Genomic DNA, 25,466 nt, shown 5'->3' with positions numbered 1-25,466 from the left:
ATTGCGCGGGAAACTGTGGATGCAATCGCAGACGAATATGATTAGCATGTTAATACTCCCCCGGATTAATACCTTCGAGATCAACATGCGTTCTTGTACTGACGGCCTGCCCGTCCCGCAACGCTATGGGGCAATCCTCGCCATTGCCCTGGGCATTACCGTTTCAGTGCTGGACGGCGCGATTGCCAACGTGGCCCTGCCGACCATCGCCCGCGATCTGAACGCCAGCCCGGCCAGTTCCATCTGGGTGGTTAACGCCTACCAGTTGGCCATCACCATTTCGTTGCTGTCACTGGCCTCGCTGGGCGACCTGATTGGCTATCGCCGTATCTATCAGGCCGGCCTGTTGGTATTCAGCATTACCTCGCTGTTCTGCGCCCTGTCCGACTCGTTGACAACGCTGACCATCGCCCGCGTGCTGCAAGGCTTTGGCGCAGCCGCCATCATGAGCGTTAACACCGCCCTGATCCGCATTATCTATCCGCAGCGTTTTCTCGGCCGCGGCATGGGCATTAACTCGCTGATTGTCGCCTTTTCCTCGGCCGCCGGCCCCACGGTAGCGGCGGCGATCCTGTCAGTCGCTTCCTGGCAATGGCTGTTCGCCATCAATCTGCCGATTGGTATCGTCGCATTGTTATTGGGAATGAAGTACCTGCCCGGCAATAGCCAGAAAAGCTCCAATCAACGCTTTGATCCGACCAGCGCCGTGATGAACGCCCTGACCTTCGGACTGTTGATCACCGCCATCAGCGGCTTCGCTCAGGGCCAAAGCCTGACGCTGATTTTCGGCGAAATCGCTGCGCTGCTGGTGATTGGCTTCTTCTTTGTCCGTCGCCAGTTGCGTCAGGAGTTCCCATTGCTGCCGGTAGACCTGCTGCGCATCCCGATTTTCGCCCTGTCGATGGGCACCTCCGTTTGTTCATTCGCCGCGCAGATGCTGGCCATGGTGTCGCTGCCGTTCTTCCTGCAAAGCACGCTGGGCCGTGATGAGGTCGCCACCGGCTTGCTGCTGACCCCCTGGCCTTTGGCGATTATCGTCATGGCGCCGCTGGCAGGACGACTGGTGGAGCGCATCCATGCCGGTTTGTTGGGCTGTATCGGCCTGGCGGTATTTGCACTGGGGCTGTTCCTGCTGGCGCTGCTGCCGCATAACCCGTCGGATCTGGATATCATCTGGCGCATGGTGCTGTGCGGCGCGGGCTTTGGCTTGTTCCAGTCACCGAATAACCACACTATTATTTCCGCTGCCCCGCGTAACCGTAGCGGGGGTGCCAGCGGCATGCTGGGTACCGCACGGCTGTTGGGACAAACCTCCGGTGCCGCCTTGGTGGCATTGATGTTCAACCTGTTCCCCACCTCCGGCACCCACGCCTCGCTGATCCTGGCCGGCAGTTTTGCCACGCTGGCAGCGGTGGTCAGCAGCCTGCGCATTACCCAACCACGGGAACAACAGGTAGAAAGCAGCCGCCCCGCCAAATAGCAGACATAAAAAAACCCCGGCAAGCCGCAATGCCGATCAGTTAAGGATCGGTTGACCGATCCTTAATCTGCGGCAATATAACGGCTTCCATTACAGGGAGCCGTTTTCTTATGCCACTTCTCGATGACCTGCTCAGTTTTAGCGACCAGCCTTTGTTACCGCCACCTTCTGCGCAGATTTTTGCTGAACATCTTCCTGTTGAATGGCTCCAGCATTGCCTTTCTCTGTCTACCCATGCCACCGTCAGACGCCGCCGCCTGCCCGGGGACATGGTGGTCTGGATGGTCGTTTGTATGGCCTTCTTTCGTAATGAGCCCATTACCGATATTGTCCGCCGCCTTAACCTCAGTGCCGATGGCGAAGCCGGCACGCAGCTTCTGGCACGCAGCGCCATTACACAGGCACGCCAGCGTGTCGGTGCTGCCCCTGTTGAATGGCTGTTTCGCCAGACAGCACGAACCTGGGGGACTGAACGCTATCCCAAAGATGACTGGAGAGGATTGCAGCTCTTTGCCGTCGACGGTGCACAACTGCGTACGCCCGATGAACCGGAACTTCGTGCGCATTTTGGTTCCAGTAACACCTCTACAGACCGACAGAGTCCTTTTCCGGTGATGCGTCTGGTGGCGTTGATGAACCTGAGCAGTCATGTTCTGCTGGATGCGGTCACCGGGCCTTACCGGTGTAGCGAGACCCGGTTGGCACATGACCTGATTAAGGCGTTACCGGATAACTCCATCACCCTGTTTGATAAGCTATTTTTTAGTGCGGATTTACTGACAGGGGTGAACCATGGCGGCGAAAATCGCCACTGGCTACTGCCTGCCCGCAAAGGGATGGTCGCAGACGTGCAGGAAAGCTACGGAGCGGGCGACCGTCTGCTAAAAATGAAAGTCTCTGCGCAGGCTCGAAAGCAAAACCCGGCCCTTCCTGAGTCCTGGTATGCCCGGGCGGTCAGTTACGATATCGGCGGTGTGGAGAAAACCGTGCTGACTTCATTGCCGGCGGATCGTTATCCGGCCAAAGCGGTGGCGGAGCTTTATCATTCCCGATGGGAAATCGAAGTGGGTTTTCGCAATATCAAAAGCAGCCTGCAGAGTAATGCGATGGTGCTGAGAAGCCGCAAAGTGGAGTTGCTGCATCAGGAAGTGTGGGGGTTGCTGCTGGCTTACAACCTTATCAGGCGGGAAGCGGCGCTGACGGCAAAACAATATAAAAGAGCGCCGTCGGAGATGAGTTTTAAATTTGCTTTTGGGGTAATAGCGACGGAACTGATAGTGCTGGGTAATACGGTATCCCCCGGAACGATACCGAAACGGCTGATGCACCTGAGGGGGAGTTTGGAGGCGATGTTCATAACAAAACGCCCCCGACCATCAAGGCCGAGGGCGGTTAAGATATCAAAAACCCGTTATCCGGTGAATCGTTATGCCTCACCACTTAAGTGAACGGCATTGCGGCGAGCCGGGGTTTTTAACGTTCTCAGGGTTACTTCAGATACTGACCTGAGCGCAGCGCTTCGATACGTTTATCGAGCGGCGGGTGCGACATGAACAGTTCGCTGAACGACTTGGATTTGCCGTTGATGCAGAACGCCATCATGTTGCCCGCTTCCTGCGGTTCATAGCTGGTTTTCAGCCGTTGCAACGCAGCAATCATCTTCTCGCGACCCACCAGTTTGGCGGAACCTGCGTCGGCATAGAACTCACGGTGACGCGAGAACCACATGGTGATAATGCTGGCCAGGATGCCGAAGACCAGCTCCAGTACCATCGACACGCCGAAATAAATCATCGGGTTGCCGTTGCCTTCCCCTTCGCCGTCACGGTTGCCCAGGAAGCCGGCGGCCGCCTGTGCGATCAGCCGCGAGATAAAGATCACGAAGGTGTTCACGATGCCCTGAATCAGCGTCATGGTGACCATGTCGCCGTTGGCAACGTGGCTGATTTCGTGGGCAATAACCGCTTCCGCTTCGTCACGGCTCATGCTTTGCAGCAAACCGGTGCTGACGGCGACCAGCGACGCATTACGGCGCGCACCGGTGGCGAAGGCGTTAATGTCTGGTGCGTGATAAATAGCCACCTGCGGCATGGCAATGCCTGCCTGCTGCGACTGACGGCGGACCGTTTCCAGCAGCCAGTTTTCGGTCTCGTTACGCGGCTGTTCAATCACTTCCCCGCCTACGGAGCGCAGCGCCATCCATTTGGACATCAGCAATGAGACAAACGAACCGCCGAAGCCGAACAGACCGGCCATGATCATCAGGCCCTGAACGCTACTGGATTGGATTCCTGTCAGGCTGAGCACCAGCCCGAAAACCAACATCACCGCCAGGTTGGTGAGCAGGAACAGAGCTATACGCATCATAAAATGTTTACTTCCTCATAAATGTTAACAAAACGCTGCCTCGGATACCCTAGATGGTATGGGCATTCGTCACAGTTTCAAGAGTTGCACGCCATTAACCTACTAAAAATACGAAACTTTACAAAAACGGCGCTCAAGCAATACTTTTCAAATTGTAAACGATTGTTGCGCAAAACGGTGGGTATTTTTTGCGTAAAATTAACGGTGTGGATTATTCAACTTCCTCCGGAGCGCCCATTAAAAAACGCACCCTAGGGTGCGTTTTTCATTTACTGATATTTACTGATATTCGGCTGCGTTATTTCGCCGCCGCCGGCTGCGCCTGTTCAAGGTGCGCCAGATCCAGGGCGATGTGCACGGTTTCATCCAGGTATGGGTCTGGCTCCTGGTAATCCTTCGGCAAATCGTCCAGTGCCTTCAGCGGCTTCTTACCGGCGCGCTGCAGGCGATCATTAACGCGTTGCAGACGGGTAGCGTCATCGTCGTGGTTCTCTTTCTCGCGCTGGGCAAGGTTGAGTGAGACGATGTTACGCTTGTCCTTCAGCGCCTTGTAATGAGCAATATCCTGCGCGATGTACTGGAACTCCGGATCCTTGGCGATACGCTGCTCATGGTCTTTCAACAGCTCAGGATCGAACGGCTTCAGATCACCGGTTTTGGTGTAGGTCGCCGCATTGATGCTGTCCCACGGCATGGCGTTATCTTCAAACGCTTCACCGGTTTCCGCCGGATCGACACCGCTTGGCATCAGGATATCCGGGGTAACACCCTTACGTTGGGTACTGCCGCCATTAACACGGTAGAACTTCTGAATGGTGTATTGCACCGAGCCCAACGCCGGCCACTCCGGACGCAGCATCTGATCGTAAATGCGGTTCAGCGAGCGATACTGCTGCACGGTGCCTTTCCCGAAGGTCGGTTCACCGACAATCAGTGCACGACCATAGTCTTGCATCGCAGCGGCAAAGATCTCGGAAGCCGAGGCGCTGAAACGGTCAACCAGTACCACCAGCGGTCCCTTGTAATAGGTCACGCCGTCGGTGTCCGCGTCTTCGCGTACTTTGCCGTTGTTATCACGCACCTGCACTACCGGGCCGCTAGGAATGAACAGGCCGGACAGCGATACCGCTTCGGTCAGTGCGCCGCCGCCGTTAGTGCGCAGATCGATGATCAGGCTCTTGACGTTCTGCTTGGCCATCTTCTGCAACTGCACTTTCACATCATCGGTCAGGCCAACGTAGAAGCCCGGGATGTCCATCACCGCGACTTTCTCTTTACCGACGGTCTTGATGGTCATTTTCACCGCGCGGTCTTCCAGACGGATACGCTCGCGGGTCAATGTGACCACCCGGGTTTTGGTGCCCTTGCCGGCCGGCAGGATTTCCAGGCGCACCTTGCTGCCCTTCGGCCCTTTAATCAGGGAAACCACGTCGTCCAGACGCCAGCCGATCACATCGACCACAGGTTTGCCCGCCTGGCCAACGCCGACAATACGGTCACCCACGGTGATCGCCTTGCTCTTCGCCGCCGGGCCACCTGGCACCATGGAGTTGATCAGGGTGTAATCGTCATCCATCTGCAACACCGCACCGATACCTTCCAGTGACAGGCTCATCTCGGTATTGAACTGTTCGGTGTTACGTGGGGAGAGATAGTTGGTATGCGGGTCGATTTCATGCGCAAAGGCATTCATCGCCAGCTGGAAAACGTCTTCGCTGTTGCTTTGTGTCAGGCGCTTGATGGCGAACTGATAGCGTTTGGTCAGCGTTTCACGGATTTCCTTGTCGGTCTTGCCGGTCAGCTTGAGGTTCAGCTCGTCATATTTGACTTTAGCGTTCCACAGCGCGTCCAGTTCGGTCTTGTCTTTCGGCCACGGCGCTTTGCTGCGGTCGAGATCGATAGTGTCGTTGCCGGTGAAGCTCATTGGCTTTTCCAGCAGCGACAATGCATAGGTATAACGCTCAAAACGGCGTTTCTGCGCCAGATTGTACAGCGCGTATGGCGTATCCAGCTTACCGCTTTTCAGCTCTTCGCCCAGCTGATTGCGCTTGTTGGCGAATTGCGCCACGTCGGAGGCCAGCAGCACGTTATGGCTGTAGTCCAACATATTCAGGTAGCGATCGAAGATCTTGCCTGAAAAGTCCGCGTCGAGGGCAAACTGACGGTAATGAGAGCGAGTGAAGCGCGAAGTTACGCGCTCACTCACCGTTGCATGTTGCGGTTCCTGCTGAAGCTGAGGCAGTTGATCGATGCGGATGTTGGCTGGTTCCGCTCCGTAACTGACACCCGCCCACAACAGACCCGCGACTGCTGTTAATCTGACAAATTTGTTCATGCCTTGGTTGGCCTCCGTATCAGAACTGCAAGTGTTCTGCGCGCACAATCATCGCCAGACCGGAAGAGAGCTGCACACGTACGCCATCTTTGGCGATTTCAAGTACGGTTGCATCCATCGCACTCTGGCCTGCTCTGACTTTGATTTCTTGGCCAATTTGCAGTTTAGAGATATCCGTGACTGGCACACGACGCTGCTGGCTTTCCTCTTTGACTTCACGAGGTTGGCGAGCGGGCTGTGGGCGAGTTTGTGGGCGCGGCTTGCGGTTTTCCGGTGCGGCTCCGCCTTCGCGACGTGCAGCAGGTTTTTTACCGGCTGGACGTGGACGACGAGGTTCCGCAGCGGCTGATTCACCGGCAGCTTCACGTTTTTTGGCGTTTTGCTCGGCACGCTGTGCCTGAACTCGCGCTTTTGCTTCTTCAAGCTGTTGACGGGCATGATCGACATGCTGCTGTTCCAGCTCACCGCACGGGTTACCGTCCAAATCGACGCGCTGGGCGCCAACTTTGACACCGTACAGGTAACGCCAGCTTGAGGTGTACAGGCGCAGTGCAGAACGCAATTGCGTTTTGCTTAGGTTTTCTTCCCCCTGAACACGCTCGACCAGATCCTGAAAAATACCGATTTTCAACGGGCGAGCTTCGCCCTCGGCGCTAAAGCAGAGCGGAAAACGCTCGGCAAGAAAAGCAATGACTTCTTTACTAGAGTTCAACTTAGGTTGATTTTCCATGAAATTTCCTGATTACAACGGGTTTGCCAACCAGCGCAGGCATGAACAGGCGTCATTATAATGACGCCATCGGTAAATGCCACGTTAACCGTAGATCAACTTGCTGCCACAGTGACATATTTCGCACTATCACACTGTTCCAGCTGCGCGCAAAGCCCCGCCACCACTGCTTCCAGGCCCCTTTCGTCCTGTTCGTCGAAACGTTGATAAACTGTGCTGTCGATATCGAGAACGCCGATAATCTGACCGCCAACATTGAGCGGCAGCACAATTTCTGCATTACTGGCCGCGTCACAGGCGATATGACCGGGGAACTCATGGACATCGCCAACGCGCTGCACGCGATTCTCTGCCACTGCGGTACCACACACTCCCTTGCCGACCGGAATACGCACGCAGGCGATTTTTCCCTGGAACGGACCCAGCACCAATTGTGCTCCATCCATCAGATAGAAGCCGGCCCAGTTGACGTCGTCAAGACGCTCGTTGATCAACGCACTGGCGTTGGACAACGCGGCGATAAAGTGGGTTTCGCCGTCAAGCAGCGCGCATAAATCACGTTTTAATTCCGCGTAGAATTGTTCTTTTGTCATTTGTTAACCATTAATACAGTGAAGATGGCCACTAGCCCGAGTCTTAAGCCCTATAAAATAAGCATTAAATGCGTATAGCCACAAGGTTAATCATCTGTTGCTTCACAAAACCCTACCGGGCGAGGTATGTTTGCCGGTCGGAAACCCTGTTTTGCCGTCCGGTGCTTGGCCTTATAAGGTACAGACAGATTTATTTTTCAGCTACGCTAATCGAATACGGCGAGCTCTGGGGCAGCTTTTGTCATGATGAAAATACACGCGATCACCGGTCCGCTATCCAAAGCACGTCACCAACGCTGTTGCGAATGCGACCTGCTGTTTGTGTTGCCGCCCCTGAGCGGTAAGCAGGCGGCCTACTGCCCGCGCTGCGATGCCAAGATCGTGAGTGGCCGTGACTGGTCGATGACTCGCCTGACCGCCATGGCGGTCACCATGCTGTTGCTGATGCCCTTCGCTTTCAGCGAGCCGCTGATCAGCATCCGCTTGCTGGGGGTGCGCATTGACGCCAGCCTGCTGGAAGGCATCTGGCAGATGAGCCACCAGGGGGATCCTCTCACCGCCAGCATGGTGGCGTTTTGCACTATTGGCGCCCCACTGACGCTGGCGCTGTCGCTGCTTTACCTGCGTTTCGGCCATGCGCTGGGCATGAACCTGCGCCCGGTGCTGCTGATGCTGGATCGATTGAAAGAGTGGGTCATGCTCGATATTTACCTGATCGGCATGGCGGTGGCGACCATCAAAGTTAAAGAATATGCGGATATTCAGGCCGGCAGTGCGCTGATCGCCTACCTGTCGCTCACCCTGCTCAGCATCCTGACGCTGATCCACGTCAATCTGGAACAATTGTGGGAGCGCTATTATCCGCAGGAACAACCAGAAGGCCCACCGACAGCGCTGCATATCTGCCTGTCGTGCCACTTTACCGGCTACCCAGATGAACGTGGCCGCTGTCCGCGTTGCCATATTCCGATGTGTCACCGACAGCCCTACAGCCTGCAAAAAACCTGGGCGGCGCTGATTGCGGCGATGATTTTGCTGATCCCGGCCAACCTGATGCCGATCTCCATTATTTACGCCAACGGCGCACGAATGGAAGACACCATCTTCTCTGGCGTGGTCTCGCTGGCGACCTCCGGCAATGCGCCGATCGCCGCCATCGTGTTCATTGCCAGCGTACTGGTGCCCTTTACCAAGGTCATTGTGCTGATCACCCTCCTGTTCAGCATTCATTTCAAGACCTCGCACAGCCTGAAAACGCGAATTCGCCTGCTGCGTCTGGTCACCTGGATTGGCCGTTGGTCAATGCTCGATCTGTTTGTGATTGCCTTAATGATGTCACTGGTGAATCGCGACCAATTGTTATCTTTTACTATGGGGCCGGCAGCCTTTTACTTTGGGTCTGCGGTTATTTTAACTATTCTTGCCGTAGAGTGGCTGGATAGCCGATTGATTTGGGATGCACATGCAACAGGAAACGCCGAATACACCGACTGAAGCGCGGGTCAGAAACAAGCGCCGTATTTCGCCATTCTGGTTACTGCCGTTTATTGCCCTGCTGATCGCAGGGTGGCTGGTCTATAACAATTTCCAGGAACGCGGCACCACGGTGACCATTGATTTCCAGTCCGCGGCGGGCATTGTCGCCGGACGTACCCCGGTGCGTTATCAGGGGGTAGAAGTCGGTACCGTACAGAGCATCAGCCTGAGCAAGGATCTGCGCAGCATTGTGGTTGAAGTCAGCATCAAGAGCGACCTGGAAGACTCCCTGCGCGACGGCACCCAGTTTTGGCTGGTGACGCCAAAAGCCTCGTTGGCGGGCGTATCTGGCCTGGATGCCCTGGTGGGCGGCAACTACATCGGCATGATGCCGGGCACCGGGCAGCCGAAAACCCACTTCACCGCGCTCGATACCCAGCCCAAGTACCGGCTGAATACCGGTGAACTGATGATTCATCTGCATGCTGACGATCTCGGCGCACTCAACACCGGCTCGCTGGTGTATTACCGTAAGATCCCTGTTGGCAAGGTGTATGACTACACCATCGCCGAAGGCAATAAAGGCGTCACTATTGACGTACTGATCGACCGCCGCTTTGCCAATCTGGTGAAGGGCAACAGCCGTTTTTGGAACGTCTCCGGCTTCAAGGGTGATTTTAGCCTGGCGGGTGCCTCGGTGCAGATGGAAAGCCTGGCCGCGTTGGTCAACGGCGCCATTGCTTTTGACTCACCGCTCGAGGGCCAGCAGGCCAAGGCCGATCAAAGCTATACCCTGTATCCGGATCTGGCACACAGCCAACGCGGCGTGAACATTACGCTGGACTTGCCGAGCGGCAATAACCTGAGTGAAAACCGCACCCCGCTGATTTATCAGGGACTGCAGGTCGGTACCCTGACCAAGCTGACGCTACAACAGGACAGCAAGGTCACCGGTGAGCTGACCATCGATCCGTCGGTGGTAGATTTAATGCGTAGCGGCACGCGAATTGTCATGCGTAGCCCACGCCTGAGCCTTAACGACGCCAAACTCAGCCAACTGCTCACCGGCAATACGCTGGAGCTGGTGCCGGGTGACGGCGAACCGCAACAGCATTTCAACGTGCTGGATAGCAGTGAGACTCTGTTGCAGCAACCTGGCGTGCTGACCGTGACGCTGAACGCGCCACAAAGTTACGGTATTGACGTCGGTCAGCCGTTGGTGGTGCATGGCGTTAAAGTCGGCCAGGTAATGAGCCGTGCCCTGACGGACAACGGCGTGGTCTTTACCGCCGCCATCGATGCGCAATATCGCCGCCTGCTGCACAAAGACAGCAAGTTCGTGGTCAACAGCCGGGTCGACGTCAAACTGGGCCTCGACGGCATGGAAGTGCTGGGGGCCAGTGCACAGGAGTGGCTGGACGGCGGCGTGCGTATTATCCCCGGCAGCAAGGGGGAACCTGTCGGCCAGTATCCGCTGTATAGCAACAGTGAAAAAGCCGAGGCCGGTATTATCGGCAACAGCCCAACGCCAACCCTGACGCTGAACGCCGTCAGCCTGCCGGATGTTCAGGCCGGTTCGGTGGTGCTGTACCGTAAATTCCAGGTGGGCGAAATTGTTAACGTTCGTCCGAAGGCCAACGAATTTGAAGTGGATGTCTATATCAGCCCGGAATACCGCAAGCTGCTGACCAACGAAAGCATCTTCTGGGCCGAAGGCGGTGCCAAGGTGCAATTGAACGGCAGCGGCCTGACGGTACAGGCTTCACCGCTTAACCGGGCGCTGAAGGGGGCCATCAGTTTCGATAATTTGCAGGGCGTGACGCTGAGCAAAGGCGCCAAACGCATGCTGTACGCCACAGAAACCGCCGCCCGCGCGGTGGGTAGCCAGATAACCCTGAAAACCTACGACGCCAGTAAAGTGTCGCCAGGCATGCCGCTGCGTTATCTCGGCATCGATATCGGCCAGGTGGATTCGCTCAAATTGGCGCCAGAGCGTAATGAAGTGTTGGTCAAGGCGGTGCTGTACCCGGAATACGTGCAAACCTTCGCGCGTCTGGGCAGCCGTTTCTCCATCGTATCGCCGGAGATTTCCGCCGCCGGGGTCAGTAACCTGGACACCCTGTTGCAGCCATACATTAATGTGGAACCGGGTCGTGGGCGTGAGCTGCGCAACTTTGAACTGCAAGAAGCCACTATTACCGACTCGCGCTATCAGGACGGCCTGAGCGTGATCCTCGACGCCGCCGAAACCGGCTCGCTGCAAATTGGCACCCCGGTGCTGTTCCGCGGTGTGGAAGTGGGCACCGTCACCGGCTTCTATCTGGGCGCCATGTCCGATCGCATCCACGTCGCGCTGCGCATCAGCAAGAAGTACCAATATCTGGTGCGTAACAACAGCGTGTTCTGGCTGGCTTCCGGCTACAATCTGCAGTTCGGTCTGACCGGCGGTGTGATCAAGAGCGGGACCTTCCAGCAGTTCATTCGTGGCGGCATTGCTTTTGCCACCCCACCGAATATTCCGCTGGCACCGAAGGCGACGCCGCACAAGCACTTTATGCTGAATGCGGAAGAGCCAAAAGACTGGCGAGAATGGGGTACCGCCATCCCTAAAGAGTAAATTCTTCTCTCCTCAGGGGCTCAGCAATGCTGGGCCCCTACTGTTTCTCGCTTTGTGGTAAACTCCCGCCCTTATTTTGATAGCTGCCAGAGAGCTCACCCCGTGGCCAAACCTGCCTCCGTTTTTTTGCCGCCCGCCTTTCTCGATGCGACGCGCGCCATCATGCCCGCCGACCTGTCGATGGACGATTTCATTGCTGCCTGCCAACGCCCGCTGCGCCGTAGCCTGCGGGTCAATACCCTGAAGATCAGCGTTGCCGATTTTCAAGAGCTGGTGCAGGACTATGACTGGCAATTGGAACCGATCCCCTGGTGTGCGGAAGGCTTTTGGATCGAACGTAAGGACGAAGAGCTGCGGCTGGGCAGCGCGGCAGAACACCTGAGCGGCCTGTTTTACATTCAGGAAGCCAGCTCGATGCTGCCAGTCAGTGCGCTGTTCGCCGAGACTGAAATGCCGCGCCGGGTGCTGGACGTTGCCGCTGCGCCGGGCTCCAAAACCACCCAAATTGCGGCGTTGATGAACAACCAGGGCGGTATTGTCGCCAATGAATACTCCGCCAGTCGGGTCAAGGTGTTGCACGCCAACATCAGCCGCTGCGGCGTGAAAAACGTGGCGCTGACCCACTTCGACGGCCGGGTGTTCGGCGCGGCGTTGCCGGAAAGCTTCGACGCCATTTTGCTGGATGCCCCCTGTTCCGGTGAAGGCGTGGTGCGTAAAGATCCGGACGCCATGAGCAACTGGTCTCCGGCAAGCGTAGCCGCCATCGCCGACACCCAGCGTGAACTGATCGACAGCGCCTTCCATGCTCTGGCTCCGGGTGGCGTCATGGTCTACTCCACCTGCACGCTCAACGCGCAGGAAAACCAGCAGATCGTCAACGGGCTGCTGGCGACCTACGGCGACGCGGTAAGCATTGAACCTCTGGGTGAACTGTTCCCGGGCGCAGAGCGGGCGTTAACCGCTGAAGGTTTCCTGCACGTCTTCCCACAGATCTACGACAGCGAAGGCTTCTTTGTGGCGCGGTTGCGCAAGCACCACTCCGTCACCGCGTTGGCGAAGCCAAGCTATAAGTTGGGCAAATTCCCGTTTACCCCGCTTTCCGGCAAGGATTCCGCCGAGATCGCTCAGGCCGCAGCGGCCTCTGGACTGGCCTGGGATGAAACCAGTCGCCTGTGGGCACGCGATAAAGAGATCTGGCTGTTCCCTGCCGAGCTGGAAGCGCTGGTCAACAAGGTGCGTTTCTCGCGTATCGGGATAAAACTGGCCGAGCGTTTCACCAAGGGCTACCGCTGGCAGCACGAAGCGGTTATCGCGCTGGCAGTTGCCGAGGGCAAACAGCGTTTTGAGCTGGACGCCGCATTAGCGCAAGAGTGGTTCCACGGTCGCGACCTGTACCCAGAGCCGCCGCCGCTGACCGATGAATGCATTGTCACCTATCAGCAACAGCCGTTAGGCATCGCCAAACGCATCGGCAGCCGGATAAAAAACAACCTGCCGCGCGAACTGGTTCGCGATGGCACGTTGGATTTTCATCAGTAAATCAATCCGCATGGGTTGGAACTGGCCGGAAAATTCCGGCCAGTTAATTTCGCTAATAATATTCCGACAGGCGAATATTATTATTCTAATCATTTTACTCTCTCGGCATTATCCCCTCTTCTGTTTGGAAGATAGCGACATCTTTCAAAAATAAAGAAAATTTTCGGCCCCCTACCAAGACATTTCTGACTTCTTATTCTATTAATTAAACTGTAAATAAATTAATGCGTTTATCCTTTTCTGGATGGCGTTTTTTGGGGCTCACCTTTACACGGCAAGGAAAAAGATATGAAAAAAATTCTGATGGCATTGACCTCGGCAGCCACCTTGCTGTGTGCAAGTGGTGCCGCCAACGCGGCAGGGACTATTCAGGGTAACCTGGGGGTAACCCTGACCATCGGCGCAGGTTGCGTGGTGGGCGGCGGAAACAGCGCCGGCAGCGTCAACGACTTTGGTGCCATTAGCTTCGGCACCTACTCTTCGCTGTCCAACATTATCGACGCCAGCGCAACCGGTTCCGGCGGCGCAGGTACCCTGTCGCTGACCTGTACCACAGGTACTGACTACACCGTGGCGCTGAACGACGGTCTGCACGTGGCGGCCGGTAACCAGCGCCAAATGGCCAGCACCGCAGGTGCCTTGATCAAGTACAACCTTTACCAGGATCAGGCCCGCGCTACCGCCTGGGCCAGCGGTGCCAATGCATTGACCGGCACCGGCACCGGCGCAGCGGTTCCGTTGATTGTCTACGGTCGTGTCCCGGCCGCCGCCACCACACCCGATCCTGATACCTATAACGATACCGTGACGATGACGGTAACCTGGTAACAGTGCGGCAGGTTGTTTTGGGCTGTGGCTTGCTGGCGTTAAGCCTGGCGGTGAATGCTGATAGCAAAACGGCCACCATTGGCGTCAGCGCCACCTTGTTGAAGGCTTGCGAAGCCGGCAGCAGCTCGGGGGGCAATGTCAGCTTCGGTTCGCTTAACTTCGGTACGGTCTATTTCCTCAGTACCAGCGTCAGCGTCGCCGGGCAACAAAATGCCGGCGCCATTCGCATCAAATGCAACAACGGCACCAGCTACAACGTCCTGCTTAACGGTGGGCAAAGCGGCAACACCGCTGCCCGTTACCTGAAAAGCGCTGCCGGACAACAGGTGAACTACAACCTGTATACCAGCAGCGCCCACAGCACCATCTGGGATAACCTGACCGGGGTGTCGCAAACCGCCAACGGCCAGGATAACTGGTTACCGGTGTACGGCATGATCCCGGTGCAATCCACCCCGCCGATCGGCAGCTACACCGACACCGTGCAGGTCACCATCAATTGGTAATGGCAATGCGTATTTTAAGCGGTGGTTTATTGCTCTGGATGATGGCGCCGCCGGTACTGGGCGACACGGGCGTCAACGATCAGCAAAAGACCCAGGCACTGACCGTCAACGCGACGGTGGTGAAAGGCTGCATCCTGGGGAGTGGCAGCAGCGATGTCACCACCTTCGGCAGCCTCAACTTTGGTCAGATCTCTTCGTTAGCCAGCAATATCAGCATCGTTTCCAGCGCCGGGGCCGGTTCAGTGCTGTTTCGTTGCAATCCGGGTCTGAGCGTTACGCTGGCGCTGGGTATCGGCAATAACGTCACCGGTTCTATCTCCGCCGGACGCAAACTAAAAAATACCCTGACCCCCGAGACCCTGATTTATCAGCTTTACCAGGACAGCAACTATTCCACCATTTGGGGTGATGGCAGTAACGGTGGCACCACCGAGATTGTCGCCGCGACCGGCAGTACTCAGGAAATAAAAGTTTATGCCCGTTTGTTCTCGACCAGTACCCTGCCCACCAGTGGCACTTACAGCGATACGGTCTTACTGACGGTCACTTATTAGTATTTTGAATAAACAAGGATTTAGCCATGCGCATACCTTTACGACTGTCACTGACGGCAGCGCTGTTGATTGTCGGCCAACAACAGGCGCTGGCCGCCGCCTCTATTCTGATTTGGCCTATCGATCCGGTGATTGAAGATCAACAACCCGCAACGGCGCTGTGGCTGGAAAACCGCGACAGCAAACCGGTCTATATGCAAGTGCGCGTGCTCGGCTGGAAACAGACCGCCGGTAAAGACGATTACAGCAACCAAAGTGAAGTGATCGCCAGCCCGCCAGTCGCCTCGATTGCGCCAGGTAAACGCCAATTAATCCGGTTGGTTAAACAAACCCCACCCCCCGCCGGCCAGGAACGCGCTTACCGCATTCTGATTGATGAAGTCCCGGTGAAAGATTCAGGCAGTCAATCTACCCCCGATGGGGCTCAGATGGGGCTGAAATTCCAGATGCGTTATTCGGTGCCGTTGTTTGTCAGCGGCAAAGGCGTCTGGACCAAACAGGATTCAGAAAAACCGCGTGATTACGCCTCCGCCAACCAACCGCAGCTCAGCTACCGACTGTTGCAGCAAAGCAGTCAGCGCTGGCTGGAGGTACGTAACCAGGGCATCGTGCATGCGCGTATCTCCAAAGTCACAATGCAGGGGAAAACGCTCAATGCCGGCCTGATGGGTTACGTGTTGCCCGGTTCGCAGATGCGCTTTGCGGTACCGGCTTCTGGCAGTTTCAGCAGCGGTCAACTGCAGGCCAAGGTCAACGACAACAAGCAGCCGATCACCCTGACTGCTTACTGAGCAACATGTGCCGTTAACCAGCATGCCGTCACCCAGGCGTAACGGATTCGGTCTGAAGCCGTTAGCATTCGCCGTACTGTGCGCAGTGGCCACGCCGTGGCTACCCTATTCCTACGCCGATGATTTACCGCCGCCGCCCAGCGCCATCAGTATGCCGGATACCACGTTGTATCTGGAGCCGGTGGTCAATGGCCGCCAGACCGGAAAAGTGGTGCCGGTGACTTACCGTGGCGGCCACTATTACCTCACACCTCAGCAATTGCTCGACGCCGGTCTGCCGGTAGCGGATAAACAGGCGAAAGAAATTGCGGTCGACCAATTAGATAAAGTGGACGTCACCTACAGTGGTGAAACCCAGCAGTTGATGATCAACGTCCCCAATGACTGGCTACCCAAGCAGAAATTCAACGCTCAGAACCCGTTGGATCGCCTGCCGGCACAGAGCAGCCTCGGTCTGCTGTTCAATTACGATCTTTACGCCAGTCAAAGCAGCGCCAACGGTCAGCCGGGCTATCTTTCTGCCTGGACCGAACAGCGGCTGTTCGACGGCTTTGGCGTGGTGTCCAACACCGGTATTTTCCGCGGCAGCTTTAACACCTCCGCCAACAGTGACCAGGACAACCGCTATATCCGCTATGACAGCCAATGGCGCTACAATGATGACGACCGCCTGCTCAGCTATACCGCGGGCGATCTCGCTACAGGCGCGCTGACCTGGAGCAGCTCGGTGCGTATCGGCGGCGTCCAGCTGGCGCGTAATTTTGCCTCCCGGCCCGATCTGATCACCTACCCGCTGCCGCAGTTCTCCGGCCAGGCAGCGCTACCCAGCAGTGTTGATCTGTATATCAACAGCTATAAAAACAGCAGTACCAGCGTTAACCCCGGCCCTTTCACCCTGGATACCGTGCCTTACATCAACGGTGCCGGGCAAGCCACCGTCGTCACCACCGATGCACTGGGCCGACAAGTCAGTACCGTGGTGCCGTTTTATGTCGCCAGTAATCTGTTGCAGGCTGGCATGAGCGACTTCAGCCTGTCTTCCGGTGCCCTGCGGCGCAATTATGGCATCAGCTCTGCCGATTACGGCCAGTGGGTGGCCAGTGGCAGCGGACGTTACGGCGTCACGGATTGGTTAACCCTGGAAGGACGTGCCGAAGGTGCCGCTGAGCTAGCGGTGGGCGGCGCCGGGGCCAATATTCGTGTTGGCCAGTGGGGGGTATTCAACGCCTCTTACAGCTACAGCCAGGCCAGCGATAACGCTTTTAATGATTATCAGCCTTCGCAACAGCCCAACTACTACGATCCGCTGACCGGTCAACCTATCCCTCAGCCCGATCCGCAGCCGGTCTATCAGTACAGCACCAATCATGGCGATCAGAGCAGCATCGGCTACACCTACAGCAACCGCTATTACAGCCTGAATGCCCAGCGCATCCTGCGCAGCGCCGGTTTCGGGGATATTTCGGTGTATAAAAGCGACTATCGTCTGAGCCGCCGTACCGATCAACTGACTGGCAGTATCGGCCTGAACCGGTTCGGTAGCATTGGCGCCGGCTATTTTGATGTCCGTGACGCCATTGGTCAGCGCACTCGCCTGGTCAACTTCTCCTACAGCATTTCGCTGTGGCGCAATACCAGCCTGTATGCGTCGGTGAACCGCGAAATCGGCAGCAGCGGCTACAGTGCCCAACTGCAACTGTCCATTCCCTTCGACACCTGGGGGACCGCCAGCGTCAGCGCCTCTCGCGACAACAACAATCGCTGGAACCAACGCGTCAGCTACAGCCGCGCGGCACCGACCGACGGCGGTTTGGGCTGGAACCTGGCCTACGCGGATGGACAGAGCAGCGACAGCTATAGTCAGGCCGATATCACCTGGCGCACCCGTCTGCTCGAGGCCCGCGGCGGGATGTACGGCAACAGCGATGATTATACCCGCTGGGGGGAAGTGAGCGGTTCTCTGGTGGCAATGCAAGGCGATCTGTACGCTACCAATACCATTAACGACGCCTTCGCCCTGATCTCTACCGAAGGCTACCCGGATATTCCGGTGCGTTATGAAAATCAGTTAATCGGCGTGACCAACGCCAAAGGCTATCTGCTGGTGCCCACCGTCACCTCCTATTACCACGCCAAATTCCAAATCGACCCGCTTAATCTGCCGGCGGACGTGGCGGTTCCCACCGTGGAGAAAACCGTGGCGATCCGCGATCACAGCGGGTTCTTGGTCGATTTCCCTATCCAGCAGATTTCCGCCGCCGACGTCAAACTGGTCGATACCCAGGGCAAACCGCTGGCCAACGGCAGCGAGGTGGCCATCGTCGGCAGCAATCAGCAAAGCTATGTTGGCTGGGATGGCATGGTCTATGTGGATCCGGTGCAATTGCAAAACCGGCTGAGCGTCATTCCGGCAGACGGTAGCGCCCCCTGCCAGGCGCAATTTAGCCTGACCAAAACCCAGGGCATCCAAAGCATCGGACCAATTGTGTGCCAGTAACTCATGATGGAGAAAAAGATGATTAGTGGATCCAAAGCGTTATTACTGGCGCTGCTGCTGTTCACCGGCCGACAAGCGCTGGCCGACTGCACCACCACCAACGGCAGCGTCACCCTGCCAGGCAGCAGCACATTTGCCGTTTATAATGGCTCACTCAGCGCCCAGGGTACCGCCGGACTCAACTGCAGTGGCTTGGGACTATCGCTGTTGACGCAAAATACCGTGACGGTAAAAATAAACTCGACCACCAATACCATGGCGCTGGCCAACACCGACGGTTCCGGCGATAAAATCCCCTATCTGATTTATCCCGATGCGAATTACCAGTATCCCTATACCGTCGGGCAAACCATCGATTACAGCTCATTGAACCTGTTGACGCTGATCCTGATCTCCCCCAACGTCAACTTTCCGCTGTACATCAAAACCACCGCCGGGGCCAACGTCCGCTCCGGCACCTATACCGACACGGTCAACCTGGTGTGGAACTACCATATCTGCGGGCTGGGTTTGATCGGATTGTGCATTTGGTGGGATGGCACCAATAAACCCAGTACCGTGACGATTAACCTGATCCTTACCAAAGACTGCCTGTTCGGCACCGCGCAGAACGTCAACTTTGGCAGCATGGCGCTGGTCGGGCAGTTTAACCCGGTGAACCAAAGCATTACCCTCACCTGCACCAAAACCGAGGGTTACAACACCTACTTTACCGACGGCAATAACCCGGTCACCGGCTGGCGGCGAATGAAAAACGGCACCAGCAACTATATGCAGTATCAAATCTACCTGCCCAACAGTACCACGGTGTGGAACAGCACCAACAAACAAGCAGGCGCCGGTACCGGGCTGGCACAAAGTATCCCGTACCTGGCTCAGATCAACCCGGCGCAAACCGAAGTGCCGGTGGGAACCTACCAGGACAACATCAGTTTTGTGGTGGAGTATTAAGCCCCTGCGCTAGTCACGGATCGTCGATGTTGCCAGCTTGTATTTTTTATGTGGCATTTTTTGCTCATTTGACTATGCTAATGATGACGACCTCAACTGGTCACACCTCATACCAGCAGATCAAGCAGGAGTTCCAATGGGCAAAACCGTGGTGAAAATAGGCAGTTTCGAGGTCGATGACGCGCATTTATCCTCCTCGTCCGAGCAGGCCAGCACGCTGGCGATCCCTTGCAAGTCGGATCCCGACCTGTGCATGCAGTTAGACGGTTGGGATGAGCACACCAGCATTCCGGCGATACTCGATGGCAAGCAATCGCTGTTGTACAAGCAACATTACGATCGGCAGAGCGATGCCTGGGTGATGCGATTGGAATGAACGACGACAAACTGAAGAACGCGCGGTGTCCCCTCAGGAACACGGCGCGTTTTTTTATGTGATAGCAATACCGCGACCGGCGAAGAAACGGCCAAAGCTGCTCAGCGGTAAAGTCACCTGTTGGCGCGTGGCCGGGCTGTCACCCGAAGGGTTATGGAAGGTTACGCGATCGGCCTCAGCGGCGGTCACCAACACCAGATGACCGCCACGCTGGGGTGGCGTCTGCTCGGGCTGGCGAATGCCGGGATGTACCGAAGCGATAAAATAACGCCGTTGCGACAACACCAGTGGCAAGTCTTCCGGCTCGATACCGACCCTCACCTCAGATTCCAGCGCAAACTGCTCACGCACATAGTCGACAAAGGGCGCGTAAATCAGCCCCTTGATACGCTCGCCTTCACGAACGTAAGCACCGTACGGCAGACTACGGCGCGCCAACTCCAGCAGCGAGGGCGCCTCACCATCTCGATGGCTAAGTACCATTCTCAGACAGGCCATGCCACAGACGTGGTTAGCCCATTCGATGTATTCCGCCCGATCGCGCGCGCCGCTGCGCGCCCAGTTAACATCATCCGCCAGCGTCACACGCCCGGCAATCAGATCGGCCGCCAACTCGGGCGTCGCCCATTGGCAGACGTAAGGGACAGAGGACATCAAATCAGAAAGTCTCTGCCACTTTGAAATTCATCAGCACCAGCGTCATATCCGGTGAGAACAACTCGTACTCTTCAAAGAAGCTCTGCAACTCTTTACGCCAATAGGCCAGAGAACGGTCACCTTCCCCTTCGGCAAAAGCATGGGCTTCATCAACCTGATCGTAGGTTTTCATCTCTACCGACGTCAGTTCTACCGCACACACCGGGTCACCTTTACCGTCCACCACCACAAACACGTCGCCGGCCAGTGGGATGCCTTCGCCATCGAGATTGGCACAGGTTGCCGTCTTGGTCCCGTTGAGGATCAGCTTGACCACGTCATCGGCCTGCTGCTCGGTGTTGCCGAATGCCCAACGCTCGGTGTTTTCGTATTTCTTCGGAATTTCGCTCGCCATTGCCATACCTTATTGAATGAATCATTGTGCAGACAGAATAGTACAACGTATTCCCTGCGGCCTCCACCTGCCGTATTCACGCCACTGTGGCCTATTCCCCTATCTTTTATAGGCTGTTTCGGGTAAATCCCTGTGCCTGCGTCGGCACAACAGGCATACTGTGGACGCAATTCACTCCATGGCTATTGGCCAGGCGGCAACAAAATGAAGAATGACGACAAAGACTCCGATGACACTTTCAGCGACTTGTTAAAAGTGCTGGCGGTGGCGGCGATTGTTATCTTTGTTATCGTCGGCTGGTATTTCAGCTAATAAGCACCACAGGAGGTCACATTGGCAACAAAACGCATGCGCACCAAGCACTGGAAGATGTTTTTGATCCTGCTGCTGATCTGTCTCGCCCTGCTGTTATTACGCTGGGCAGCGATAGTCTTTGGTTAATGGCAGGGAGCAATACGAATGGCAAAACGTAATGGCAACGGCGTACAAATCGCCTTACTGCTGCTTGCGCTGGTTATTTTAGTCTGCGGCATTTTAATGATTACCACCGAACTGGGTCATCAGGTACTGGAAGAGATCGAGGATATTCTCGAGTAAAGCCAGCCCGGCCGGACACTGGCTGGCACCCTATTATCCAGGTTCCCGCTCTGCGGGTTGTTTGACCTCCGGCTCCAACAGCTCGCGCAGATAGGCGATCCGCGCCTCCCCTTGTGGCAACCAAAAACGACACAGCCAATGCGGCACTTCGGCCCCTTGGCTTCGGCGATGGTACACAGCCAGTTGATCGACCAGTTTCATTATTCGCCCTCCAGTAATTTAACAAGGTCAGTATTGGGCGAAAAAACCAGAAGAAACACTGATGGCTTATTTTTTATGCTTCCTGATTTAATATTGTGCGATCGGCGCGGTGGCGAACCCCTGGCTCAACTGCTACATTGACCAAAAATCACCCAGCCGAGGTAAGCGATGATGTTCTCGGAGCAGGAGATAAAACCCGTGTGGGATGAAGTGGCACGCTTGATCGGCGACAGCGTGATGCAGTTGCGCCATCGCGGCGAGGTTTTATCGGTAGAAACGCTGGCAAAGCATCTGGCGCAACAACTGGCAGACTGTCATGACATTGAACGCCGGATCCTGATTGGCGCAGCGATCAACATGCTGAAAGATGGAAAATGAATCGCCAACCGGAAGGGTTGGCGATTCGGCAGAAGCCCGAGGTATGCAAGCCCGGCCTTCTGTGCGCTACTATGTCAGGCTAACATGACGAAATTAATAGGAATTGTCGGGTTTTTCCTCAAAATGCCGAATTTTTATTGCCATCTGTCCTCAGGCCAGCACGAAATCACTGGTTTCCAGTGGTTGACCCACCACTTTCACCAGAAAATCACTGGCGTCAAACCCACCGCCCAGATTGATGGCTAAATCGCTGACCTGTGCCTGCGCGTCGTAGCTCAGCATTGCCTCACCGGCCTTGCCGCTGAACTGGCTGACAAATTCGATACCCTTGCTGCCACCGGTGTTAAACAACGACAGATCTATCTTGTCCTCGCCGCTAACAAAATCCACGATCCAGTCCGGTGCATCAGCGCGTGACTCGTTGGCAGCGAAATAAACGAAGGTGTCTTTGCCCTCATTACCAAACAAATGATCCGACTCACCACCGCCGTACAAAATGTCGTCCCCCGCGCCGCCCATCAAAATATTATTGGTGTCGTTGCCGATGATCACATCGTTTCCGGCACCGCCAAAAGCGTTTTCGATGGTCACGCCGGCAGCAATCGAAACGTTACCCTTCAGTCCTCCCACGTCAGAGAAAGATTGCTCATTGAGGTTAATACGTTGGTTCTGGCTAAAACCCGAGAAATCAAAAGTGTCCGTACCGCCAGCGTCCCAGGCGCTAAACACAATTTTATCCTGTGCTCCGGTAGCGGTGAGGAAATCGCGATCGGTGTTGGAGTTAAAACCGTAGATCGTATCACCGCTGCGGGTGGTCATATTGGCACCATAGAAATGCTGGATGGCGGTAATGTCATTTAACAACGGCGCGGAAGAGTAAGCGCCCTGGAAATCCTGGCCAGTGCTGCTCTCGCTGAAATAGCTCATCACGCTGTGGGCGCGACTGTCTTCGAAATAAGTCGCATCCTGGTTGTAAGTAATACTCACACCCGGTGCGGCATTGTAATCCCCCGGATGCTGCAACCCCAGCGCATGGCCAATTTCATGGGTTAGCGTCTGGCGGCCATATTCGTTTTCGTGGATCAGGTTTTTGGCAAAGACATTACTTGTGGCGTTATACCAGGTTTGCCCCGCCACCGACGCAGAAGAGTCCGGGTTATACGCAAAGGCATAAGAGCCGCGAGAGCTGACATCAAACAGGCCAAATTTGATATTGGCGTTTTGGGTGTTACTGGTCTCGGTAAAGGTGATATTGGCGACGTCTGACCAGGATTGCAGTGAAAGTTTCGCCTGTTCACGCTGCTGTTGATTAAAGCTGCTGAATCCGCCGATCGCCATACTCGACATATTGCCCGGTGCCTGTTCCCAAAAACTGTAACTCAGGTTAACCGGGGTATCGGTCACGCCTTTATCATGCCAGCTTCGGTCGCCACGGATCAGTTCCAGCCCGGCATTTTCAAAACTTTTTGAGGGATGAATCACGTTCAGCAACGGATCGCTATCGGGTTTATAAGCGCCCTGCAGGGCCAATACGCTGATAGCTTCGGCGGAGGCGTTAGCCTGTTGATTGCTTGATGACATACCAATATCTCCATATTTGTCATTTCAGTGTGTCGACGACATCACTGACGGATGGCCTTAATGGCCCGGGTCCGGTGCTGAATAAATACGGGGATATCGGTAATGCGGTTGGCACCCTCCATGAGTACTCTTGATGAGAACGATAATCCCTTAAATAAAAGAATAGACGCTTTGGTTTAAAATACAGAATTATCTGAGGAAAAATAATCTCGACTATTCCCTCTCCATTTGGCTGCTTATTATTTTCAGTAACACAAATAAAAAAACCGGGGCAATCCACCCCGGTATCCATAATTCAGTCTGGACTCAGATTAACCAACCCAACAACAATGTGGCACCAATGACGGTGGACGCACCGCCGATACGCGTGGCGATTTGCGCAAACGGCATCAACCCCATACGGTTGGAGGCGGAGAGGATCGCCACGTCGCCGGTTCCGCCTAACCCACTGTGGCAGCAGGTGACGATCGCCGCTTCTACCGGGTACATTTTCAGGTAAGGCGCAATCAGGAAACTCACCAGTCCCATCGACAACACCACCGAACCGCAAACCACCACATAGCCCACCGAGAAGACCGCCACCACGCTTTCCAGCGGCACATACAACATGCCCAGACCAATCATCAACGGCCACACCAGCGCGGTTGAAACGAATTTATAAAAACTGTGAGCACCGGTTTCCATTGAAGTTGGGATCACCCGACAGTATTTGCACAGTACCGCAAACAGAATCATCAGCACCGGGCCGGGAATATGCACGATGTGTTCGAACAGACCGCCGACGATAAAGAAGGCGCAGATCACCAACAGCCCACCGCCCATCAGTTGAAAATCGACGTTGCCGTTGGTTTCCTTGATGGCAAACACCGCGTTTTCCTCTGCCGAACGGATCAACATGCCGTCACCGCTCAGCGCCTTGCGCTTCATCCCCAAACGCGCCAACACGCCTGCCGCCACAATAGCGAAGATATTACCCAGTACCGCCGCCGGGGCCAGTTGTGCCACGTACACGTCCGGCGTCGATCCCAGAATGGCAGAATAAGCCAGCGACAGCGGCAATATGCCCTCGCCGATACCGCCACCGATAATCGGCACAATGATAAAGAAGAAGGTATGGTAAAAGGTGAAGCCAAACAGCTTGCCCACCAGCAGCCCGGTCGCTACCGCGGTCACCGTACCGATCACCAGCGGCACAAACATGCGGATCATGCCCTGGATCAGGATCACCCGGTTCATGCCGAGAATGCTGCCGACCACCAGACTGGCGATAACAAAGTACAGCAGGTTGGCGTCTTTCATCAGCAGATGGACGGTCCCCATCACGTTCGGCTGGAAGAAATTAAAGTAGACCAACACCGAAGGCACCATCAGGCACAGAATGGCCGGACCGCCGATATCACGCAGCACCGGAATGCTTTTGCCTAAATGCGCCAGTGCAAAACCCAGCGTCATAATCACCGCCAAGCCACCGATCATATTCTTTGGCAAGAAGTTGGCATAAGCCGAAACGGCAACAATGGCACAAATAGTGATAAACAACGCCACCGGCACGGCACCGATATTCATTTGCCGGATTTGGTTAATTAATCCTGAAGGATCAGGCTGCAACGCATCTTTCTCACAGGCAATTTCTGCATTTATCTGTTTCATTATTCACCCTGCTGACAAGTGTTCAGTGTGGAGCGGATCGTCTAACGCCATATGAAATAATTTAAAGAGTTAAAACAAATTATTATCATAGACACGATGGAGACTTTGATTTTTTATAATGATTAAAATAGTAGACAGCCCAGACGATATGATAAAAAATAAAAATACGTAATCAAATTACGCCTTATTAATCCAATATTGTGAGCCTCCACTGATGTTGGTTTTAATTAATTATCGTCAGCGTTTTGTAATTAAAATAATCAGGCGTAAATTCGCTGCTATGCTATAGATGGAAGTAAAAATCCGTGCGTTTACTAATGAGAACCGGAGCGGTAATTAGCTGAATCCGGTCAGCTGTACCCGAGCCT

24 protein-coding genes are annotated in these 25,466 nt (G+C 55.4%); 15 read left to right on the top strand and 9 right to left on the bottom strand.

The annotated features are described in order from the left end of the window. Positions 1-85: 85 nt before the first annotated feature. Positions 86-1,480 carry an MFS transporter gene (locus QOT07_RS10775; RefSeq protein WP_283603086.1) on the top strand — a complete coding sequence of 465 codons (1,395 nt, stop codon included), beginning with the start codon at positions 86-88 and terminating at the stop codon, positions 1,478-1,480. A 110-nt stretch (positions 1,481-1,590) separates the two neighbouring features. After that, positions 1,591-2,928, top strand: a complete 1,338-nt coding sequence (locus QOT07_RS10770; RefSeq protein ID WP_219017319.1) for an IS4 family transposase — start codon at positions 1,591-1,593, stop codon at positions 2,926-2,928. Positions 2,929-2,968: 40 nt separating this feature from the next. On the opposite strand, the gene htpX is transcribed toward QOT07_RS10770, so the two are convergent. From htpX to QOT07_RS10750, 4 genes are all read right to left on the bottom strand, one after another. Then, complete coding sequence (gene htpX, locus QOT07_RS10765; RefSeq protein WP_012144856.1) at positions 2,969-3,847, bottom strand: protease HtpX; 879 nt, start codon at positions 3,845-3,847, stop codon at positions 2,969-2,971. A 298-nt stretch (positions 3,848-4,145) separates the two neighbouring features. After that, complete coding sequence (gene prc, locus QOT07_RS10760; protein WP_283603085.1) at positions 4,146-6,182, bottom strand: carboxy terminal-processing peptidase; 2,037 nt, start codon at positions 6,180-6,182, stop codon at positions 4,146-4,148. A gap of 19 nt (positions 6,183-6,201) precedes the next feature. Next, on the bottom strand, positions 6,202-6,912 hold the full coding sequence (proQ, locus tag QOT07_RS10755) for an RNA chaperone ProQ (protein ID WP_012144854.1): 711 nt from the start codon (positions 6,910-6,912) through the stop codon (positions 6,202-6,204). 95 nt (positions 6,913-7,007) lie between these two features. Further along, positions 7,008-7,505 (bottom strand): GAF domain-containing protein, encoded by a 498-nt coding sequence (locus QOT07_RS10750; RefSeq protein ID WP_099065608.1) that lies wholly within the window; start codon positions 7,503-7,505, stop codon positions 7,008-7,010. Positions 7,506-7,751: 246 nt separating this feature from the next. Between QOT07_RS10750 and yebS the strand changes: the two genes are divergently transcribed. The 10 genes from yebS (at position 7,752) to QOT07_RS10700 (ending at position 19,640) form a co-directional block, all read left to right on the top strand. Beyond that, positions 7,752-8,999, top strand: coding sequence for a membrane integrity lipid transport subunit YebS (gene yebS, locus QOT07_RS10745; protein ID WP_099065611.1), 1,248 nt, complete (start codon positions 7,752-7,754; stop codon positions 8,997-8,999). After that, positions 8,968-11,598: a PqiB family protein gene (locus QOT07_RS10740; RefSeq protein WP_283604343.1), complete on the top strand. Its 2,631-nt coding sequence runs from the start codon at positions 8,968-8,970 to the stop codon at positions 11,596-11,598. Before yebS ends, QOT07_RS10740 begins: the two co-directional genes overlap by 32 nt. 102 nt (positions 11,599-11,700) lie before the next feature. Further along, a complete protein-coding gene (rsmF, locus tag QOT07_RS10735; RefSeq protein WP_283603083.1) occupies positions 11,701-13,137 on the top strand; it encodes a 16S rRNA (cytosine(1407)-C(5))-methyltransferase RsmF in 1,437 nt (478 codons plus the stop codon). Between the two features lie 288 nt (positions 13,138-13,425). Further along, positions 13,426-13,965: a Csu type fimbrial protein gene (locus QOT07_RS10730; protein WP_207980044.1), complete on the top strand. Its 540-nt coding sequence runs from the start codon at positions 13,426-13,428 to the stop codon at positions 13,963-13,965. Between the two features lie 2 nt (positions 13,966-13,967). Beyond that, the gene (locus QOT07_RS10725) at positions 13,968-14,471 is read left to right on the top strand and encodes a Csu type fimbrial protein (protein WP_099065604.1); all 504 of its coding nucleotides are present in this window, start codon (positions 13,968-13,970) and stop codon (positions 14,469-14,471) included. Positions 14,472-14,476: 5 nt separating this feature from the next. Further along, entirely contained in the window at positions 14,477-15,025 is a 549-nt protein-coding gene (locus QOT07_RS10720; protein WP_261415938.1) for a Csu type fimbrial protein, read from the top strand. A gap of 26 nt (positions 15,026-15,051) precedes the next feature. Further along, positions 15,052-15,816: a fimbrial biogenesis chaperone gene (locus QOT07_RS10715; RefSeq protein ID WP_099065602.1), complete on the top strand. Its 765-nt coding sequence runs from the start codon at positions 15,052-15,054 to the stop codon at positions 15,814-15,816. A gap of 22 nt (positions 15,817-15,838) precedes the next feature. After that, a complete protein-coding gene (locus QOT07_RS10710) occupies positions 15,839-18,313 on the top strand; it encodes a fimbria/pilus outer membrane usher protein (RefSeq protein WP_430523290.1) in 2,475 nt (824 codons plus the stop codon). A gap of 18 nt (positions 18,314-18,331) precedes the next feature. After that, positions 18,332-19,264 (top strand): Csu type fimbrial protein, encoded by a 933-nt coding sequence (locus QOT07_RS10705; protein ID WP_207980047.1) that lies wholly within the window; start codon positions 18,332-18,334, stop codon positions 19,262-19,264. A gap of 136 nt (positions 19,265-19,400) precedes the next feature. Continuing rightward, complete coding sequence (locus QOT07_RS10700; protein ID WP_085116412.1) at positions 19,401-19,640, top strand: YebV family protein; 240 nt, start codon at positions 19,401-19,403, stop codon at positions 19,638-19,640. Positions 19,641-19,694: 54 nt separating this feature from the next. On the opposite strand, the gene QOT07_RS10695 is transcribed toward QOT07_RS10700, so the two are convergent. Then, the gene (locus QOT07_RS10695) at positions 19,695-20,294 is read right to left on the bottom strand and encodes a cysteine peptidase family C39 domain-containing protein (RefSeq protein ID WP_198404513.1); all 600 of its coding nucleotides are present in this window, start codon (positions 20,292-20,294) and stop codon (positions 19,695-19,697) included. 4 nt (positions 20,295-20,298) lie between these two features. Next, on the bottom strand, positions 20,299-20,691 hold the full coding sequence (locus tag QOT07_RS10690) for an ASCH domain-containing protein (RefSeq protein ID WP_085116410.1): 393 nt from the start codon (positions 20,689-20,691) through the stop codon (positions 20,299-20,301). 333 nt (positions 20,692-21,024) lie between these two features. On the opposite strand from QOT07_RS10690, the gene yniD reads away from it, so the two are divergent. Both yniD and QOT07_RS10680 read left to right on the top strand, forming a co-directional pair. Next, positions 21,025-21,132 carry a small membrane protein YniD gene (gene yniD / locus QOT07_RS10685; protein WP_012144841.1) on the top strand — a complete coding sequence of 36 codons (108 nt, stop codon included), beginning with the start codon at positions 21,025-21,027 and terminating at the stop codon, positions 21,130-21,132. 18 nt (positions 21,133-21,150) lie between these two features. Further along, complete coding sequence (locus tag QOT07_RS10680) at positions 21,151-21,288, top strand: hypothetical protein (protein ID WP_017892602.1); 138 nt, start codon at positions 21,151-21,153, stop codon at positions 21,286-21,288. 33 nt (positions 21,289-21,321) lie between these two features. Here QOT07_RS10680 and QOT07_RS10675 read toward each other — a convergent pair whose 3' ends face one another. Continuing rightward, positions 21,322-21,489: a hypothetical protein gene (locus QOT07_RS10675; RefSeq protein WP_198404512.1), complete on the bottom strand. Its 168-nt coding sequence runs from the start codon at positions 21,487-21,489 to the stop codon at positions 21,322-21,324. Positions 21,490-21,657: 168 nt separating this feature from the next. Between QOT07_RS10675 and QOT07_RS10670 the strand changes: the two genes are divergently transcribed. After that, a complete protein-coding gene (locus tag QOT07_RS10670; RefSeq protein WP_085116409.1) occupies positions 21,658-21,867 on the top strand; it encodes a hypothetical protein in 210 nt (69 codons plus the stop codon). Between the two features lie 150 nt (positions 21,868-22,017). On the opposite strand, the gene QOT07_RS10665 is transcribed toward QOT07_RS10670, so the two are convergent. Together QOT07_RS10665 and QOT07_RS10660 are read right to left on the bottom strand one after the other, a co-directional pair. Next, complete coding sequence (locus QOT07_RS10665; protein WP_283603082.1) at positions 22,018-23,448, bottom strand: serralysin family metalloprotease; 1,431 nt, start codon at positions 23,446-23,448, stop codon at positions 22,018-22,020. A 306-nt stretch (positions 23,449-23,754) separates the two neighbouring features. Then, entirely contained in the window at positions 23,755-25,098 is a 1,344-nt protein-coding gene (locus QOT07_RS10660) for a 2-hydroxycarboxylate transporter family protein (protein WP_099065598.1), read from the bottom strand. Positions 25,099-25,466: the final 368 nt, after the last annotated feature.

Source organism: Serratia proteamaculans (assembly GCF_949794035.1).
GTDB lineage: Bacteria > Pseudomonadota > Gammaproteobacteria > Enterobacterales > Enterobacteriaceae > Serratia > Serratia proteamaculans.
The sequence above is the reverse complement of the archived record's forward strand: the minus strand, read 5'-3'. Positions and strand labels throughout refer to the sequence as shown.

Coding starts and splice junctions, on each gene's coding strand:
- QOT07_RS10775 (WP_283603086.1), top strand. CDS start 86: ATGCGTTCTTGTACTGACGGCCTGCCCGTCCCGCAACGCTATGGGGCA.
- QOT07_RS10770 (WP_219017319.1), top strand. CDS start 1,591: ATGCCACTTCTCGATGACCTGCTCAGTTTTAGCGACCAGCCTTTGTTA.
- htpX (WP_012144856.1), bottom strand. CDS start 3,847: ATGATGCGTATAGCTCTGTTCCTGCTCACCAACCTGGCGGTGATGTTG.
- prc (WP_283603085.1), bottom strand. CDS start 6,182: ATGAACAAATTTGTCAGATTAACAGCAGTCGCGGGTCTGTTGTGGGCG.
- proQ (WP_012144854.1), bottom strand. CDS start 6,912: ATGGAAAATCAACCTAAGTTGAACTCTAGTAAAGAAGTCATTGCTTTT.
- QOT07_RS10750 (WP_099065608.1), bottom strand. CDS start 7,505: ATGACAAAAGAACAATTCTACGCGGAATTAAAACGTGATTTATGCGCG.
- yebS (WP_099065611.1), top strand. CDS start 7,752: ATGAAAATACACGCGATCACCGGTCCGCTATCCAAAGCACGTCACCAA.
- QOT07_RS10740 (WP_283604343.1), top strand. CDS start 8,968: ATGCAACAGGAAACGCCGAATACACCGACTGAAGCGCGGGTCAGAAAC.
- QOT07_RS10730 (WP_207980044.1), top strand. CDS start 13,426: ATGAAAAAAATTCTGATGGCATTGACCTCGGCAGCCACCTTGCTGTGT.
- QOT07_RS10720 (WP_261415938.1), top strand. CDS start 14,477: ATGCGTATTTTAAGCGGTGGTTTATTGCTCTGGATGATGGCGCCGCCG.
- QOT07_RS10715 (WP_099065602.1), top strand. CDS start 15,052: ATGCGCATACCTTTACGACTGTCACTGACGGCAGCGCTGTTGATTGTC.
- QOT07_RS10710 (WP_430523290.1), top strand. CDS start 15,839: ATGCCGTCACCCAGGCGTAACGGATTCGGTCTGAAGCCGTTAGCATTC.
- QOT07_RS10705 (WP_207980047.1), top strand. CDS start 18,332: ATGATTAGTGGATCCAAAGCGTTATTACTGGCGCTGCTGCTGTTCACC.
- QOT07_RS10700 (WP_085116412.1), top strand. CDS start 19,401: ATGGGCAAAACCGTGGTGAAAATAGGCAGTTTCGAGGTCGATGACGCG.
- QOT07_RS10695 (WP_198404513.1), bottom strand. CDS start 20,294: ATGTCCTCTGTCCCTTACGTCTGCCAATGGGCGACGCCCGAGTTGGCG.
- QOT07_RS10690 (WP_085116410.1), bottom strand. CDS start 20,691: ATGGCGAGCGAAATTCCGAAGAAATACGAAAACACCGAGCGTTGGGCA.
- QOT07_RS10680 (WP_017892602.1), top strand. CDS start 21,151: ATGGCAAAACGTAATGGCAACGGCGTACAAATCGCCTTACTGCTGCTT.
- QOT07_RS10675 (WP_198404512.1), bottom strand. CDS start 21,489: ATGAAACTGGTCGATCAACTGGCTGTGTACCATCGCCGAAGCCAAGGG.
- QOT07_RS10670 (WP_085116409.1), top strand. CDS start 21,658: ATGATGTTCTCGGAGCAGGAGATAAAACCCGTGTGGGATGAAGTGGCA.
- QOT07_RS10665 (WP_283603082.1), bottom strand. CDS start 23,448: ATGTCATCAAGCAATCAACAGGCTAACGCCTCCGCCGAAGCTATCAGC.
- QOT07_RS10660 (WP_099065598.1), bottom strand. CDS start 25,098: ATGAAACAGATAAATGCAGAAATTGCCTGTGAGAAAGATGCGTTGCAG.